The 15977-nt window shown below is 43.0% G+C and carries 17 protein-coding genes; 14 read left to right on the top strand and 3 right to left on the bottom strand.

Annotated features, from left to right (window positions below):
* The first annotated feature begins 271 nt into the window (after window positions 1–271).
* Both ACTWQL_RS07035 and ACTWQL_RS07030 read left to right on the top strand, forming a co-directional pair.
* Window positions 272–844 (top strand): cysteine hydrolase family protein, encoded by a 573-nt coding sequence (locus tag ACTWQL_RS07035; protein WP_443141852.1) that lies wholly within the window; start codon window positions 272–274, stop codon window positions 842–844.
* Window positions 831–1145, top strand: coding sequence for a hypothetical protein (locus tag ACTWQL_RS07030; RefSeq protein ID WP_443141742.1), 315 nt, complete (start codon window positions 831–833; stop codon window positions 1143–1145). The genes ACTWQL_RS07035 and ACTWQL_RS07030 overlap by 14 nt, the downstream gene beginning before the upstream one ends.
* Window positions 1146–1205: 60 nt before the next feature.
* Here ACTWQL_RS07030 and ACTWQL_RS07025 read toward each other — a convergent pair whose 3' ends face one another.
* A complete protein-coding gene (locus ACTWQL_RS07025; RefSeq protein ID WP_443141741.1) occupies window positions 1206–1703 on the bottom strand; it encodes a GNAT family N-acetyltransferase in 498 nt (165 codons plus the stop codon).
* Between the two features lie 104 nt (window positions 1704–1807).
* Here ACTWQL_RS07025 and ACTWQL_RS07020 point away from each other — a divergent pair, with 104 nt between their 5' ends.
* The 3 genes from ACTWQL_RS07020 to ACTWQL_RS07010 all read left to right on the top strand — a co-directional run bounded on the left by ACTWQL_RS07020 (window position 1808) and on the right by ACTWQL_RS07010 (window position 6536).
* Complete coding sequence (locus tag ACTWQL_RS07020) at window positions 1808–2413, top strand: DUF3298 domain-containing protein (RefSeq protein ID WP_443141740.1); 606 nt, start codon at window positions 1808–1810, stop codon at window positions 2411–2413.
* A gap of 566 nt (window positions 2414–2979) precedes the next feature.
* Window positions 2980–5994, top strand: a complete 3015-nt coding sequence (locus ACTWQL_RS07015) for a DEAD/DEAH box helicase (RefSeq protein ID WP_443141739.1) — start codon at window positions 2980–2982, stop codon at window positions 5992–5994.
* Window positions 5991–6536 (top strand): SWIM zinc finger family protein, encoded by a 546-nt coding sequence (locus ACTWQL_RS07010; RefSeq protein WP_443141738.1) that lies wholly within the window; start codon window positions 5991–5993, stop codon window positions 6534–6536. Before ACTWQL_RS07015 ends, ACTWQL_RS07010 begins: the two co-directional genes overlap by 4 nt.
* A gap of 57 nt (window positions 6537–6593) precedes the next feature.
* On the opposite strand, the gene ACTWQL_RS07005 is transcribed toward ACTWQL_RS07010, so the two are convergent.
* Window positions 6594–6734, bottom strand: a complete 141-nt coding sequence (locus ACTWQL_RS07005; protein WP_443141737.1) for a hypothetical protein — start codon at window positions 6732–6734, stop codon at window positions 6594–6596.
* A gap of 215 nt (window positions 6735–6949) precedes the next feature.
* On the opposite strand from ACTWQL_RS07005, the gene ACTWQL_RS07000 reads away from it, so the two are divergent.
* The 3 genes from ACTWQL_RS07000 (at window position 6950) to ACTWQL_RS06990 (ending at window position 9062) form a co-directional block, all read left to right on the top strand.
* A complete protein-coding gene (locus ACTWQL_RS07000) occupies window positions 6950–8086 on the top strand; it encodes a conserved virulence factor C family protein (RefSeq protein ID WP_443141736.1) in 1137 nt (378 codons plus the stop codon).
* A 215-nt stretch (window positions 8087–8301) separates the two neighbouring features.
* The gene (locus ACTWQL_RS06995) at window positions 8302–8736 is read left to right on the top strand and encodes a BrxA/BrxB family bacilliredoxin (protein WP_443141735.1); all 435 of its coding nucleotides are present in this window, start codon (window positions 8302–8304) and stop codon (window positions 8734–8736) included.
* Window positions 8737–8804: 68 nt separating this feature from the next.
* The gene (locus tag ACTWQL_RS06990; protein WP_443141734.1) at window positions 8805–9062 is read left to right on the top strand and encodes a hypothetical protein; all 258 of its coding nucleotides are present in this window, start codon (window positions 8805–8807) and stop codon (window positions 9060–9062) included.
* 236 nt (window positions 9063–9298) lie between these two features.
* Here the strand turns inward: ACTWQL_RS06990 and ACTWQL_RS06985 are convergent, their stop codons facing one another.
* Complete coding sequence (locus ACTWQL_RS06985; protein ID WP_443141851.1) at window positions 9299–9544, bottom strand: YjcZ family sporulation protein; 246 nt, start codon at window positions 9542–9544, stop codon at window positions 9299–9301.
* Window positions 9545–9681: 137 nt separating this feature from the next.
* Here ACTWQL_RS06985 and ACTWQL_RS06980 point away from each other — a divergent pair, with 137 nt between their 5' ends.
* The 6 genes from ACTWQL_RS06980 to ACTWQL_RS06955 all read left to right on the top strand — a co-directional run bounded on the left by ACTWQL_RS06980 (window position 9682) and on the right by ACTWQL_RS06955 (window position 15977).
* Window positions 9682–10455: a class I SAM-dependent methyltransferase gene (locus tag ACTWQL_RS06980; RefSeq protein WP_443141733.1), complete on the top strand. Its 774-nt coding sequence runs from the start codon at window positions 9682–9684 to the stop codon at window positions 10453–10455.
* Between the two features lie 657 nt (window positions 10456–11112).
* Window positions 11113–12414 carry an MDR family MFS transporter gene (locus tag ACTWQL_RS06975; protein WP_443141732.1) on the top strand — a complete coding sequence of 434 codons (1302 nt, stop codon included), beginning with the start codon at window positions 11113–11115 and terminating at the stop codon, window positions 12412–12414.
* A 111-nt stretch (window positions 12415–12525) separates the two neighbouring features.
* Window positions 12526–13377, top strand: a complete 852-nt coding sequence (locus tag ACTWQL_RS06970; protein WP_443141731.1) for an amidohydrolase family protein — start codon at window positions 12526–12528, stop codon at window positions 13375–13377.
* Window positions 13378–13392: 15 nt separating this feature from the next.
* On the top strand, window positions 13393–14424 hold the full coding sequence (locus ACTWQL_RS06965; protein ID WP_443141730.1) for a threonine aldolase family protein: 1032 nt from the start codon (window positions 13393–13395) through the stop codon (window positions 14422–14424).
* Between the two features lie 131 nt (window positions 14425–14555).
* The gene (gene trhO / locus ACTWQL_RS06960; RefSeq protein ID WP_443141729.1) at window positions 14556–15467 is read left to right on the top strand and encodes an oxygen-dependent tRNA uridine(34) hydroxylase TrhO; all 912 of its coding nucleotides are present in this window, start codon (window positions 14556–14558) and stop codon (window positions 15465–15467) included.
* A 321-nt stretch (window positions 15468–15788) separates the two neighbouring features.
* On the top strand, window positions 15789–15977 hold the full coding sequence (locus ACTWQL_RS06955) for a PLD nuclease N-terminal domain-containing protein (protein WP_443141728.1): 189 nt from the start codon (window positions 15789–15791) through the stop codon (window positions 15975–15977).

Genomic DNA, 15977 nt, shown 5'->3' with positions numbered 1-15977 from the left:
GACGTCTTTAGGCAGTGAGCGTTACTTGGTTTTACCGGTCCTCATGTATTATAAATATACACTCCGGTCCTCAAAACCTTCGTGCCTTGAACTTTCGACGTACAGGACGTACTAGTACCGGCGTTGTCATAGGACGTGACGGCTTTAGCCGGTGTTGTTTCTAATTCACCGACCATTGGAAAATGATAAACGGCGAATTTTTGAAAAAAAGCACTCAATGTTGTGTGCTTTTTTTCGTTATAATGGAAGTAGAATGTGATAGGGGGAATGTATCGTGAAGGCTTTGGTTGTCATTGATTATACGAATGATTTTGTCGCGGACGATGGCCGTTTGACGTGTGGAGAAGCTGGTCAATCGATAGAAAGGCGAATCACTGAATTGACCCAGTCTTTTGTCGAAGCTGGGGAATATGTCGTCTTTGCTGTGGATGTCCATGACGAAAATGACCCGCATCATCCTGAAAGTACGTTGTTTCCAGCCCATAATATACGCGGCACATCCGGCCGTTTCCAGTATGGCGAGCTTGGTGAATACTACGACAAGGTCAAGGACCGCGTCTATTGGATGGATAAGACCAGATACAGTGCATTTGCTGGGACTGATCTGGAGTTGAAACTGCGAGAGCGGGGGATTCAGGAAGTCCATCTCGTCGGTGTGTGCACGGACATCTGTGTATTGCATACAGCTGTTGACGCTTATAACAAAGGATTCAAGATCGTCGTCCATGAGGATGCCGTGCAGACATTCAATCCGGCAGGCCACGATTGGGCACTCGACCATTTTAAAAATACCCTTGGTGCTGAGATTGTGAAAGCAGCTGAAGGTTCAAATGTCACGAAATAACTTTGCTGTCGTAAAAGAAAAGCTGGTTGTTGCACTTGAAGACTGGGAGGAAATGCAGGAGACGAGTGGTGATGAAGGGGCTGAGTGGGCTGAACGATTTGAACGTCATTTTTACGAAATGATCGAAGCAGTGAAATGCTGGTACCACTCCCTTGAAACGAAACCTGCAAGTTACGAAGAATTGGAGTCTATGGCTGAAATAGAGGAAATTCAAGAACAGCTTCCAGGTCCTCTCCAACTGAATTTCCTTGCCGAATTAGAAGACATCTATGACGGACTTGAGAAGAAATCGTATGATTAATCATCAAAAAGGCTGTACCTTCAGCGGTGCAGTCTTTTTCTTGTTCAAAAATGCAGCTATCTACGTAAGATCAGCCCAGCCAAAAGCAATTTCCGTATGAAACTTCCCTTCGATTTGCAGTTGATCCCGTCCTGCTTCTTTTCCGCCCATTTTTTCATAGAAATGCTTCGATTCGTTCTCTTCCAACACCCAGATCAGCATCGAATCCCAACCGCGCGATTTGAATTCAGCGACTGCTGCCTTCACCAGAGCTTTCCCGATCCCTTTACGTTGAAATTCTTTTAATATGTAGATCGCATAAATCTCAGCTTTAAAAGGGAGATGATCACTTCTGCTTTTACCAGCGCTAACAAACCCGACCACTTGTCCAGCTTCATCAGCTACGAGTAAAATCGGGTCATCTTGTTCTAAATTTCGCGTCCATTGAGATATTTTCTGTTCAGGTGACAATGAATCCAGGAATCCATCCGACACAATCCCTCGATAAGTCGTTTTCCAACTTCCAACGTGTACTTCGGCGATCTTGCCGATATCTTCCCTCTCAGCTCTCCGTATCAATCTTCATCACCCTTTCTATAAAATTGTGTACCAAAATATAGGGAACTGAATAACATATACCATCATGATAATCGCCCATGCCCGAATTGAAAAGAGGGAAAAGGATGTTTGATCCGATCAAGCCGGTGAAAATAATCACCATTAAAAATGAAAAAGGTGCAACGAAAGTAAGTTACCCGAAAATCGTCGGGATGAAGAATATGAAGGTCGAAGGACAGATCAATAAAGTCATACGTAAAGTCGTCAATCAATTGAAAGAAGAAGCGGAAGAGCCCGATACAAGTGTCACCATCACGTATTCAATCAAAGCGAACCGCAACGGTGTGTTAAGCCTGATCATCCTATTAGACTTTTACAAAGAACATGCAGCCCATCCCATGCAAGTACGAAGAGCCTTGACGTTTTCCATTTTGTCAGGTCATCATTTCACATTTTCGGAACTATTCAATCCAAACAGCTACTATAAGACGAGATTGACTCGTTATGTCAGTGATTATATTAAAGCTGAAAATATCCCGGTTTTCGATCAGCCGCCAAAAGTGTCAGATAAGCAAGAATACTATTTGACCGATGATGCTCTAGTGTTGTTTTACCAGTTATATGAGTATACACCCTATGCTTACGGATTCCTCGAAATTCCCGTTCCTTTCGAAATCGTGATGCCGATGCTTTCAAGACACAGTCCAATCCGTCAATTGACATCCAGATAAAATAAGTTCGAGACTCATCATAGCTCAGTGATACTCACATACTATGAAACAGGTATGGTGAAGGACTAGATAAGCGTGATGGGTTTTTGTTTTGGCATTATTAACGATCCTATTAGAAATTCCTTTATTAGAATTTGTGACATTCCAGCGGGAAAAGCAAGGCAGGAATGCCCAATAGGGGAAAGTTGCAAGTTAACGGACATGAGAGCCGTTATTTGTGATAGTTAGATGGTTTTCAGAGATTTAACGGACATGAGAGACGCTATTTGTCTATAAAACGATTGATTTTTATGAGTTTGCATTAAATAAGGTCTCTGGTGTCCGTTAACTTAACGAAACGTGGCATTTATCGCAAAATAAGGTCTCCTATGTCCGTTAACCTCTAAAAGTTTGGAGTCACTATCTTAAGCCGCGAAAGGGAGTGAATTTCGCTGGAACTTTGTTTTCATGATTTTCCGCCTTTTAACCAGGGAAGGAATGACGCAATTTATACATTTCAAGAAATATGGTAAAATAGACGTTATGGACAAAATTTGAGGAAACTGGATTCCAATGGGAGTTAGGCGATGATTACATATTATCACTTGCAAATGACATTCATACCATCCCTCGATGAAAGAGGGAAGTTCTTGATCTGGGTGACCAGGCCGAATGGAGAGCCGATCTCCATCAGCAAATCTCGCTTGCAATGGTTATTAGGCGAGTCAGGTCTCTCTCATGTTTTTACAAGTGAACAAGAAGAATGCAAAACGCTCATGGTCGAATGGGACGAGGAGTTTTACGAAGTTGAGGGAATGCTCGTCGATATGTGGCGGGTCTATTTGTATTTACAAAACCCAGTCGCACATCGGACAGAAGGGTCCTTTTATTTCGGTGAGAGCTTCGTCTACTGGGAATCTGTAGCCCGTAGCATCGAAACACTGATCCGAGGGGGGCAATACTTCCCGACGATTTATGAAATCTCGAAAGAAAAGCGACACTATGTGTATGCACAATGGATGCTGTCTCGAAAAGTCCTTGAAGGTGGCGCTATGTCCAATTGGCTGAAAACGGCATCGCCGCTCATCTTTTCGTTTGAGCACTTGTCGACATTTCCGATACGCGAATGGCAGAATTTGATGCTCGATATCTGGGCGGATCAAGTTTTGAAGCTTTTTCTTACTTCCGGTCCCGAAATCGACCTTGAACAGGGAGATGGAGAGATAATGAGGATATGGGAAAAAGCACTTTTGGATTCAAATGCAAGCTTTTTTCATATCGTCGAGACAAAAGATGACGTCCAAAAGCTTCACGTTTTGATCCGTGAAGTTAGAAAGTGGCATTCACCATTGAGTTCCGATTCTTATAGGACGCTTGAAAAAGGTCTTCTTCATTTCAAGCAGCAATTCATCCAAACAGGCTTCAACGCAACCTCTATGGAAATCGACTGCTTTCCGTTATCAGATGAGAGCATGTCGTCCTGGGCGATCCGCATTTTTGTCAAAGGAACGGAACAAGAGGAAGAACGACGCGTTCCGCTGGATGATCCGAAAGTCATTCGTTCCCATATTAAAGGCTGGGTCGATGACCGCTTGAATTATCTGGTCCAGATGGATGACCTTCTATATAAATTGCAGCGTCAATTAAGGGAATTCGGTTCTACTGAAATCACCCTGGATACATTGAGAACATTGCATGGAAACTTGAGTGTTTTGAAATCGATGGAAATCAACTTGACTTTCCCGGCAGGTTGGTCGTTCCGCTCGCTTGAGAATAAAGACGTCAAGGTGACGCTGAATGTGAAAAACAACGGTGATCAGGGCATTGGGTTGAGCAGTCTCTTGGACTTTGATTGGCAGATTGCTATTGGGGATATCGAAATGTCGGTAGAAGACTTTAAAAGGCTTGTGCGTTCGCAGGCTTACATTATCCAACGTGACGATACGTGGATCATGCTGCCGCAATCGAAAATCGATCAGATTTATGATGAAATCAGTGAGTTGGAGCCTCTTGTCCGCAATAAAAGCTCGTTTGCTACTCTCGTCGGCGTGGCAGCGAAAAACAATGACTTTGAGTCAGACATCGATTTCCAGATCGATCGGGAAGTCCACGACTATCTGGAAAACTTTTTAGCACCGACAGAGGAAAAATATGAAATCCCTGAGACATTCAACGGAATTCTACGGCCATATCAGAAAAAAGGATTCCAATGGCTCCGTTCTCATCGGGAAAGACGAATAGGTGTATGTCTTGCTGATGATATGGGACTGGGGAAGACAATCCAGGCGATTTCCTATCTATTGGATAGTGGTCAGGAAGATGGGCCCCATTTGATCATCTGCCCAACGTCAGTGCTCGGAAATTGGAAACGTGAATTCGAACGGTTTGGGCCATCATTGAATGTTTCGATCCATCATGGAGCAGACCGTGCACAAGATGAGCTGGCATTCCAACAGTTTTTACATGGGCAGGATGTCATCATCACAAGCTATGCGCTCGTATTGAGGGATCATGATCTCTTCAAAGATCTACAATGGAACACGATGATCTTGGATGAAGCACAAATGATCAAAAATCCGACAACAAAACAAAGTAAAATCGTACGTTCTTTGAAGGCTGTCCACAGAATTGCGCTGACCGGAACACCTATGGAAAACCGTTTAGAAGAGCTATGGTCGATTTGTGATTTCCTCAACCCTGGATACTTGGGGAACCGCACTTCTTTCAGCCAGCAATTCATCCGGCCGATTGAGAAAGAAGGGAATACCGAACGCGTCGAGGTGTTGAAACGTTTGATCCAGCCATTTTTATTGAGAAGATCGAAAATGCAAACCTCGATCGTAGAAGAACTGCCTGAGAAGACTGAAACGAAAATTCATTGTCAATTGACGAAAGAACAGGCGTCGCTTTATCAAATGGTCGTTGATCAAATCCGTGAAAAATTGCTTAAAGCAACAGGGATGGAACGAAGGGGGACGATCCTTGGCGGTATCACGCGACTCAAGCAGGTGTGCAATCATCCCGCTCTATTGACATGGGAAGAGCCACACGCTTTACATTCCGGAAAGATCACGAAGTTCCTGGATATTTTAAGGGAAGATGTAAAAGCAGAAGAGAAAGCTCTGGTGTTCACCCAGTATGTGAAGATGGGGGAAATGCTTGAGAAGTTGCTTAAAAAAGAAGAACCGGATATCAAAGTGTTCTTTCTACATGGAGGCATTCCCTCGCAAAAAAGAGAGCAGCTTTTGAAAAAATTCAGAGAGAACCGCAAAAAATGTGTGTTCATCTTATCGATCAAAGCTGGTGGTGTCGGGTTGAACCTGACGGAGGCGAACCACGTCATCCATCTTGACCGCTGGTGGAATCCCGCAGTTGAGAACCAGGCAACGGACCGTGCTTACCGTATCGGGCAGGAACAGAACGTCCAGGTATATAAAATGATCACACAAGGGACCCTTGAAGAAGGAATCGACAGGTTGATCGATCGGAAGTCAGAGCTCACCTCTCAAATTGTAAATCACGAAGATCAATGGGTCACAGAAATGAGCGACAACGAATTCATCGAACTGATCCAGTTACGGGAGAAGGTGTTGAACTCATGACAAATCGAAAGAACAAGACAGATTCAAGGCTTCAAAATTGGCTGAATCATTTTACAGATCAAGTCGATTACCAGAGATTCCAACGCGGAATGGTTTTGTACAATGATCATCAAATACGTGGATTTCAAGTGTTTCCGAATCACTTCGAATGTGTAGTAGAAGGCGTTCAAGGGGATTATGAGGTCGATGGCTATTTTCAATTAGTGGATGGAATCCCTCTCTTGCCTGATTATGAGGTGACTTGTTCATGTCCAGACGACGCAGCAATTTGCAAACATAGTGTTGGTGCGACGATGTATTTCATTTTGGATCAATTGAGTAGTAATGAAGAGCACGGTGACCAAACACTTCCAGATGCACGGGCAAAATTGATTGAAGAACCGTTAATGGAGTTGGCTGCGAGGGTAGATGAGAGTCAAGAATCCATCCTTACCCTTCATAACAAAAGGGAAAGCAGGATCATCGAGAACAAAATGTTCATCGAAAGGGTTCATGAGAGAATCGTTGAAGTCATGGATGAACTTAGAAAGCGGAAAATCTAAATAACGTAAGCATGCAAAAGGGGTGGACGATGGATCCAGCCCCTTCGCATTTTCTTACTAAGCTGTTTGGTTGTGAAAGGTTTGAGGAATGATTTCGTAATAGGCCCGGTTATACGTAAACATTTGTCCACCTTCTACAGCAACGATTCGATCATGTGTGATACTGATGATTCTGCCTTCAACAGCGAGCTTTTTCATGGAAACCCACTCTCCTTTCAAATTTTAGGGAAAAATAATTGCTATATGCTATATACCCCATTTTATATCAGAACGAACACTTTTTAGTTAAAAATTTAGAAATTTCTAAAAATATTTTCAGGGCAATAAGGGAGAACCCAAATATTACAAAAGCAAGGGTCTTCTATGTTATATTTTTTATAGTAGAGAACGTATGGAAGGGAGTTTTTCACATTATGAAACTGCGCGGTATCGAACCAACACCAAGTCCCAATACGATGAAACTGATTGTAGATAAAGCTTTACCGAGTGGAAAAAACATGAATTTCAAATCTGATCAAGAAGAGGAGGCACCTGAACCTCTCAACCAATTACTTGCCATCGAAGGGGTCAAGGGTTTGTATTATGTTGCTGATTTCATTGCTCTTGAACGGAATCCGAAACATGATTGGAAAGTGATTCTGCCCAAGGCCCGTCATGTTTTCGGGGAAGAGGCGGAAACAGTTGATGAAAATGAACAGAAAGAGCATGATGAAGACTTTGATGAAGTGAAAGTATTTATCCAAAAGTTCCGTGGCATTCCGATGCAGATCAAACTGATTAAAGGTGAGACTGAAAAAAGAGTCGGATTACCTGAACGTTTCATGACCATTGCGATGGAAGCACAGTCCTCATCAGACAACCTCGTGATGGAACGTCAATGGATCGAACAGAGTGCCCGGTATGGAGATATGGAAGCCGTCGGTAATGAGGTAGCTGAAGAAATCAGCGCAGCGTATGATGATGAACGTTTGAACAGGTTGAAGGAGCAGGCGTTTGAACAGAACAAGGCTGACGATCAGTCCCAAAAGAAAGCATCCTACAAAGTGACGATGGATATGCTTGAGCAGCCAGAATGGAAGGACCGTTATGCAGCATTGGATCAAATGGATCCGACAGAAGAAGACATCCCTGTCCTTGCAAAAGCACTGGAGGATGAGAAAACGTCAATACGGCGTCTTGCTACTGTGTATCTCGGCATGATTGAAGATCAGAAGGTGCTTCCTCATCTGACGAAAGCACTTCAGGATAAGACCGTAACCGTTCGTCGTACAGCCGGTGATTGTATGTCGGATCTGGGCTTCAAAGAGGCCATCCCGGTCATGATCGATTCATTGAATGATAAAAATAAACTCGTACGATGGCGTGCTGCGATGTTCTTGTATGAAGTCGGTGATGAATCTGCCATTCCTGCATTGAAAGAGGCGAAAGATGACCCTGAATTCGAGGTAGCGATGCAAGTGAACATGGCTCTCGAACGGATCGAAGGTGGAGAGGAAGCGAAAGGCTCCGTCTGGAAACAGATGACCGACACGATCCAGGGGAAGAAGTGAACAGATAAAAGTATCCTCATGAATGAGAAAACCGTTATGGAGTCATCAAAATGCGAAAAACTGATTTTGAGGTACTCAAGAAGGCATTAAGGCGTCCTCAAAATGCGAAAAACCGATTTTGAGGTATCCAAGAACGCATTATAGAGTACTCGTTGATGTTTCGGAACACACATGATAAAGTAAAAACGAGATGAACAAAAATGGAGGTATGTTCCATGTCAATGGCATATGAAGAATACATGAGACAGTTAGTTCAACCGATGAGAGATGAATTGACAGAAGCAGGATTCAAAGAATTGAGAACCCCTGAGGAAGTCGATGAATATATGGAAAATGCGGAAGGTACGACTTTGGTTATGATCAATTCTGTTTGTGGTTGTGCTGCAGGACTTGCTCGTCCGGCAGTACGGCAAGCAATTGAACATGAACACCACCCTGACCACCTTATAACTGTTTTTGCTGGGCAAGATAAGGTTGCGACGTCCGTGATGAGATCTTATTTCCTTGATATCGAACCATCATCACCATCGATCGCACTGCTAAAGGGTCAAGAAGTCGTCCACTTCATTCCCCGTGAGGAAATCGAGGACCATGAACCATCCGATATCGTGACAAACCTTGTGAACGCTTTTGAAACCCACTGCAAATAAGTTCAGGAAACTGTCCCATCCACTTTCTTTTGGGACAGTTTCTTTATTTCATCAAGAGGGGGTGTCAAATGCAATCAGCTATTAAACGATCATTACTTTACACATTTTCCATCGTAGTATTGGTGATGGTTTTTCAAGTGTTAAGCGGGATGGTACTTACCTACTCTTTTAAACCTGATATAGGTGAGTCGCTTTATTTACCAAAGGATTCGAGCTTAGTTGAATTTGGTAAAGTCCAACCTTTATACATACAAGTTTTCGGTATTCTCTTACTATTTTTCATCATCTTCTTCATACAAGTGTATCGAATGAAAAAGCGAGGATAGTTACCTCGCTTTTTTCAATTAGAGGCTCGCGGAACGCCCACAGAAAGCGTGGTAATTTCCCATTTATAGAAACTACACTCTCTACTAAAAAAGCCTAAGAAAAAATCTGATTGAATGGATTCAACCAGATTCAGGACGTACATAGTTTCATTTCAAATGGACTACATACGAAAAGACAAACTCTATTATATGAGTCGTTTCATGTAGGCAATGAGCTTGACAGTGTCTGTTCAGTTTTAGCAGTCTTTGCCTTTACCTCCGTGGTGAAAAGCAGCTGCTCCGACAATGATCAATAGGATGAATAATACGACGATGATCGCAAACGTATTCCCGCATCCATACCCGTATCCATACCCGTATCCTCCATGGTGATAATCATGATGGCCACCATGGTGCATCGGATAGCAGTGATGATCATGTTCCATGTAGTGAGGCATATCCCCCATATGCATCTCTTTTTTCTTAGGCATATACTTTTTCATTTTTTCCAACAGTGTTCCCCTCCAATATTTGGTGATATCTGGTCTGCTATACTTACAAAATATGTACAAATGCCTCAACTGCAACGGGTACAGGAGTGGAATTTTTGTGTACAAACCCATGTTTGAAGGAGAATGAAATGATTATTACGACAGGTGGAAAAGCAAGGTCGACGTTGATACAAAGAGCAAAACAACTAGGTGAAACGCTTGGAATCAAGTATGTTGAACGGAGAGATCGATCCATTGAAAAACTGATGGAAATAGAAAGTCAAGGTGTCATCGTAGTTCGGAAAGAGCGGATCCTATTTTATGACTCAGAGGTTAAAGAGCCAGTGTTTTTTCATCCGAATTCAGCAATCTTCCGGATAAAGAGATTGATAAGGGGAGAAGAGGATCCGTTCATTCGGAATGCACGTTTAGTAAAAGGAATGTCGTTATTGGACTGCACAATCGGATGGGCTGCTGATAGTATCGTTGCGAAGTACGTCGTCGGTTCACAGGGTAGGGTTGTCGGTATAGAAGGGAGTCCTACGTTAGCTATTTTGACGAGACTGGGTCTGAGTATATATGAACATGATATGCCTGAGATCGTTTCCGCCACGCGTTCTATTGAAGTCTGTGAAGGGGATCATTATGAAATTCTGAAAGGGCTTGATTCGGATAGTTTCGATGTTGTGTATTTTGACCCGATGTTCGAAGAGAAAATCATGGATGCAGACGGAATTGAACCATTGAAGCATTTTGCTTTGTATAAGCCAATAACTGAAGAGTTGATCGAAGAGGCGAAAAGAGTGGCAAAATACCGAGTCGTATTGAAGGATCACTGGAAAAGTCCTCGCTTCACGCAATTCGGCTTTGACGTTGAAATCCGCAAATCCTCCAAATTCCATTTCGGCTCCATAGAAGTGTAGAGAAGTTCCTAGAGAGCGGTGCCAGGCACCTCTGAAGAACGCTGATATAGCAGGCTTCATTTTCGGTGCCAGGCACCATCCAAGGTGGTGATCGACAATTTGTCGGGAGCTTGAGCAATTTTGAAGTAATCTTGAGCAAATTTCACCCAATCTTGAGCAATTTTGAGGTATTCTTGAGCAAATTCAATGCCTTCTTGAGCAACTTAGTAAAATAGACCTAACTCACTTAAAACTACAATGCATCCTGCTCAACGATAGTATAAAAACAAATAAGTCCAAAACTGCAATCAGTGACTCGACGAAACATTCTGTTTACTTTTGTAAGGGTTTTCTCTATACTTGTGGGGAGTCGTAAAAATATGAAAGGAGTGGGTATTCATGGAAATCACACAATTTGTAAAAACACAGCAACAACTTTATCTTTTACAGGATGGATACCACTTCGTTTTTTAAACAACCGATTTGTTTGTGAATTTTGTGTTTAAAGCTGTGGGATGTGGAATCCTGCGGCTTTTTTTTGTGTTTATAAAGGATAACTTTACAGCCAATCAACAATTCGGCGTAGTCCTGAACCTACGCCAACGCATAGATTTACCAAGTCTTTTTTAATGCAATCAATTTACCAAAAAATAAAGTACCGAGAAAGTTGGGGGAGAAATGAAAGATACGTGGAGGGCTTATCGTGAAATGGATCGCAATGTCTGGATCCGGTTCATCGGTGAGTCGATCAATGGAATTGCGTTTATGATGTTATTGCCATTTTTGGCATTATATTTGAAAGATCGCGTCGACCATATTTGGGAGGTCGGAATCGTCATGGGGGTATCTCCTCTTGCATCGGTTATCGGGACTATGATTGGAGGGCGTCTCGCTGATATTTATGGTCGAAAACCACTTATGGTCGGATCAATGGCAGGTAACGCTGTCGTCATGCTTGGTTTTGTCTGGCTGGATGATTTTTGGTCGTTCGTCATTTTATCCTTGTTCTTAGGATTCTTCAATTCGTTGTTCCATCCGGCTGCATCTGCGATGGTAGCCGATGTGACATCACCTGAAAAAAGGACAGAAGCATTCGGGCTTCTTCGGATGGGACATAATATCGGTGCTGCAATCGGTCCTTTGTTGGGAGCATCGGTTGTCATCTTTTCAAAAGCTGTCATTTTCATGATTTCAGCTGCAAGCATGTTTTTCTATGCTGCAATCGTACTGATATGGATCAAGGAAAGCTTACCGAAAAAAGAAAAATCGCAAAACACTACAAAAGAAGAACAAAAAGGGGGAGATTTCCCGAGTCCATTCCAGGTGATTTTACGAGATAAGCTTTTGTTTGTCTTCATCATTACAGGCGTGGTTATCTCGATGTCCTTTACTCAAACAGAAGGGATGCTGCCATTGCACTTCGACCAGACCCTGCCAAACCTGACAGATGCTCAAAATCCGTATACGTACATGTTGGCTTTCAACGGTTTACTCGTCGTGTTGTTCCAGTTTCCGATTTCGCGATGGGCTGGGAACAGGGCGATTGGAAGGGTGATGTTATACGGTTGTATCCTTTTCGGATTCGGCTTATTATCTGTGGGGTGGCTGCCACAGGCTTTTCATGCACTTAACACGAACTACTTGATCGTAATGGTTGTCTTCCTGGCGATATACGGAATCTATACGCTCGGGGAAATGCTGATGTCACCGGTCCAGATGACTTTTGTTGCCAACCTGGCCCCGGAGCACCTGCGAGGAACTTATATGGGTGCAGCGGGACTCCAATGGATTTTAGGCGGAGTTGCTGGGCCATTGATCGGTGGAATTTTACTTGAATACAAGCTTGGAAATTTGATGTTCACGATTTTAGGAATCGGCTGTATCATCGCTGGAATCGTCTACTTGTCCCTCGATCGCTGGGTCGAGAACCGCCAAATGCCTGAACCTGCACTTCAGCGGGAAATTTCCACAGCCAAATAATCCTTGCCAAAGACAATCCTATGATAAAATGAACATAGAAAATTCAGAACCCTTGCTCAACACGAGTGAGGGTTTCCTTTTCACCCAATTTATATCTCATGGAGGTGTCGGATGAAAATCATTGATGCTCATATGCACTTATCGAAGATCGAAAGCTTCCACAACACAGCGCTAGACCTTTCCGGAGTGGATTATTCGTCTGAAGGAATCTACAAAGAATATCGAGAGGCTGGAGTCAGAATAGGAATTGGTATGGGGCTTGCTGAAATGGAACAGAACGGTTTTCCGGATAAAAATGCACGAACGCCAATGGGGTTGGATCTCGCTGACCAAGCAGCTCCGATCGTCTATTGCGCTGGAATCAACCCATATCAGCTCGATGAAGAAGCGATGGTAAGGTTACGCTCAGAGGTCCAGAAACCAGAAGTCGTCGGCTTGAAAATCTACTTAGGTTATTATCCTTTCTACGCTTATGATGAAGTATACGAACCGGTCTACGAGTTGGCAAAAGAATTTGATCTGCCTATCGTTTTCCATACCGGAGATACGTACTCCGAGAGGGGACTTTTGAAATATGCCCACCCGTTGACATTGGATGAAGTAGCAGTCAAGCACCGTGAAATCAACTTCGTCATGGCTCATTTTGGTGACCCGTGGACACTGGACGGGGCAGAGGTTGTATATAAAAACCGCAACGTTTTCGCAGATTTATCCGGGCTTGTTGTCGGAACGGGAGAGGATATCAAACGTTACAAGGAATCCCCACGCTTTTTCAATCATTTGTTACATGCATTGACTTTCACGGACAACTACAGCAAATTCATGTTCGGAACGGATTGGCCGTTGGTCCCTGTTAAGCCATATATTGAGTTCATCAAGAGCATCATTCCAAAAAAGCATCATGAGGATGTTTTTTATAATACTGCACTAAACGTATTCCCGAAATTGAAACCATTCATATAAAAGGAGAGGATCGAAGTGATCGATTTACGGAGTGATACCATTACGAAGCCGACGGAAGAAATGCGGAAAGCGATGTATGAAGCTGAAGTCGGAGATGATGTATACGGTGAAGATCCTACAGTTCAAAAATTAGAGGAAAAAGCAGCAGAAATCCTTGATAAGGAAGCAGCAATATTTGTAACAAGCGGTACGCAGGGAAATCAGATTGCAGTCCTTACTCACTGTCAACCTGGGAACGAAGTACTGCTCGAAGAGGATGCTCATATTTTTTACTATGAAGGAGGGGCTATTTCCGCTTTTGGAGGCGTTCAGACCAGGACGATCAAAGGCAAGCGTGGGGCGATCAATCCGAATGATTTGCGGAATGCCATCCGCGGGGAAGACGTCCACTTTCCTGAGACAGGTTTGGTTTGTCTTGAAAATACCCATAACCGTGCGGGAGGCGCAATTGTTCCGATCGAAAACATGAGGGAGCTTCATCAAGTCGCTCAGGAGCACAGTATTCCTGTGCATCTGGACGGAGCCCGTTTGTTCAATGCAGCAGCAGAACTTGCTGTTCCAGTCAAGGCTTTTACGGAGCATACGTCGACTGTTCAAATTTGCCTTTCAAAAGGACTTGGAGCCCCTATCGGATCGATTATCGCGGGTAGCGAACCATTCATCCGACGTGCCCGCAAATGGCGTAAAAGGTTAGGTGGAGGGTTGCGACAGGTCGGTGTTGTTGCAGCACCAGGATTAATCGCTCTCACCAAGATGGCAGACCGTTTGAAAGCAGATCACGAACGTGCAAGACGACTTGCAGAAGGTATACGTAACATCACCGATCTTAAAATCAACAATCAGGTTGAAACAAACATTGTTGTTGTGGAGACAGAAGCGACAGGGAAATCAGTGGATGAGATTTTGTCAACATTAAAAGCGAAAGGGATCCTTGCCGTTCCATTCGGTCCGACGACAATCCGATTGACTACCCATCATCAAATCACCGATGAACATATCGATCAAACACTGATTGCTTTTCAAAACCTGTTCGAAAAAGTGAAATAAAGTACTTATTCCATGGTTACAACAAATTCCATGAAAATTCACTTGCCAAACATTGGTTGGGTTTGCTAATATATAACGTTGTAACTGGTGTTGTACCTGCAATACAATATCATAGGAATAGGTGATCAACCATGACAAAACCATATCGAGTATTACTTTATTACAAGTACACTGAGTTAGAAAATGGCGAACAATTCAAGGATGAACATCTGCAATTTTGTAAAGATCTCGACTTGAAAGGTCGAATCCTTATTGCGGATGAAGGGATCAACGGTACAGTATCCGGAACTGTTGAACAGACAGACGCGTATATGCAATCCCTGCTTAACGATGAAAGGTTCAAAGGTATTGAGTTTAAAATAGATGAAGCGGATGGACATGCATTCAAGAAAATGCACGTGCGTTATCGGCCTGAACTTGTGAACTCTGGTGTTCTAAAAGAAATCAATCCAAATGTCACAACAGGTAAACATTTAAAACCAGAGGAATTTTATGAAGCGATGCAACGTGATGATGTCGTCATCATCGACGCTCGTAACGATTACGAATATGACATCGGCCACTTCAGAGGCGCGATCCGTCCTGATATCACAACATTTCGCGAGCTTCCTGATTGGATTAAGCAGAACCGTGAGAATTTTGAAGGGAAAAAAATCCTCACGTACTGCACAGGAGGAATCCGCTGCGAAAAGTTCTCCGGTTTTTTGAAGAATGAAGGCTTTGAAGACGTAAACCAGTTACACGGTGGAATTATCAATTATTCCAAAAACGAGAAAACCAAAGGACAACTATACGATGGAAAATGCTACGTCTTCGATGAGCGTATTTCAGTACCGATCAACCGCGTGGAAAAAAAGGTAGTCGGAAAATGCTATTATTGCGGTAAACCTGAGGATCGCTACGTTAATTGTGCGAACCCAGAATGCAACATTCAACACGTGGCATGTCACGAATGTGAAGAAAAGCATATGCGTTCTTGTTCAGACGAATGTCGTGAACACCCACGCAACCGCTATGAACAACCAACTGAACAACAAGCATAATCATATATGAGAGCACTGCCACGAATGGCGGTGCTTTTTTAGGTGTTATTGAGATAATTTTTGAGTTGTAGAGATAATGACCGCATTCTCCTTATTAAGGATTTATTTTGGAGGTAAATAACATGAATGTGAGGAGAATCACATGATTTTTTCGGTGATCCTCTCTGGAAAATTCAATATAACTCTAAAAACAAGTAATCTATGTTCAAAAAGCTTCAATTTTTCCAAAATGAGGACTGACGAACGTCAGTCAAATGTTTTTGAATCCAAATCCTTTTTCAATCGTATATATAAGAGACAATTTCATAGGGGGTAATTGGTATGGACGTCATTAGGTGGGAACTGATTTTACCGATTTTGATCATTGAACTGATCCTTATTGGCCTTGCATTGTTTGATTGGTTTCGGACGAAGGAGACGAATGGTCCTCGATGGATGTGGCTATTCATTATTTTAATAATAAACCCATTCGGTCCGATACTTTATTTTTTAATTGGAAGGAAGCACTGA

The organism is Pseudalkalibacillus sp. R45 (assembly GCF_052246725.1).
In the GTDB taxonomy this organism is placed as follows: Bacteria; Bacillota; Bacilli; order Bacillales; family Fictibacillaceae; genus Pseudalkalibacillus.
Note: the sequence above shows the minus strand (reverse complement) of the source record. Positions and strands in the feature narration are given on the sequence as shown.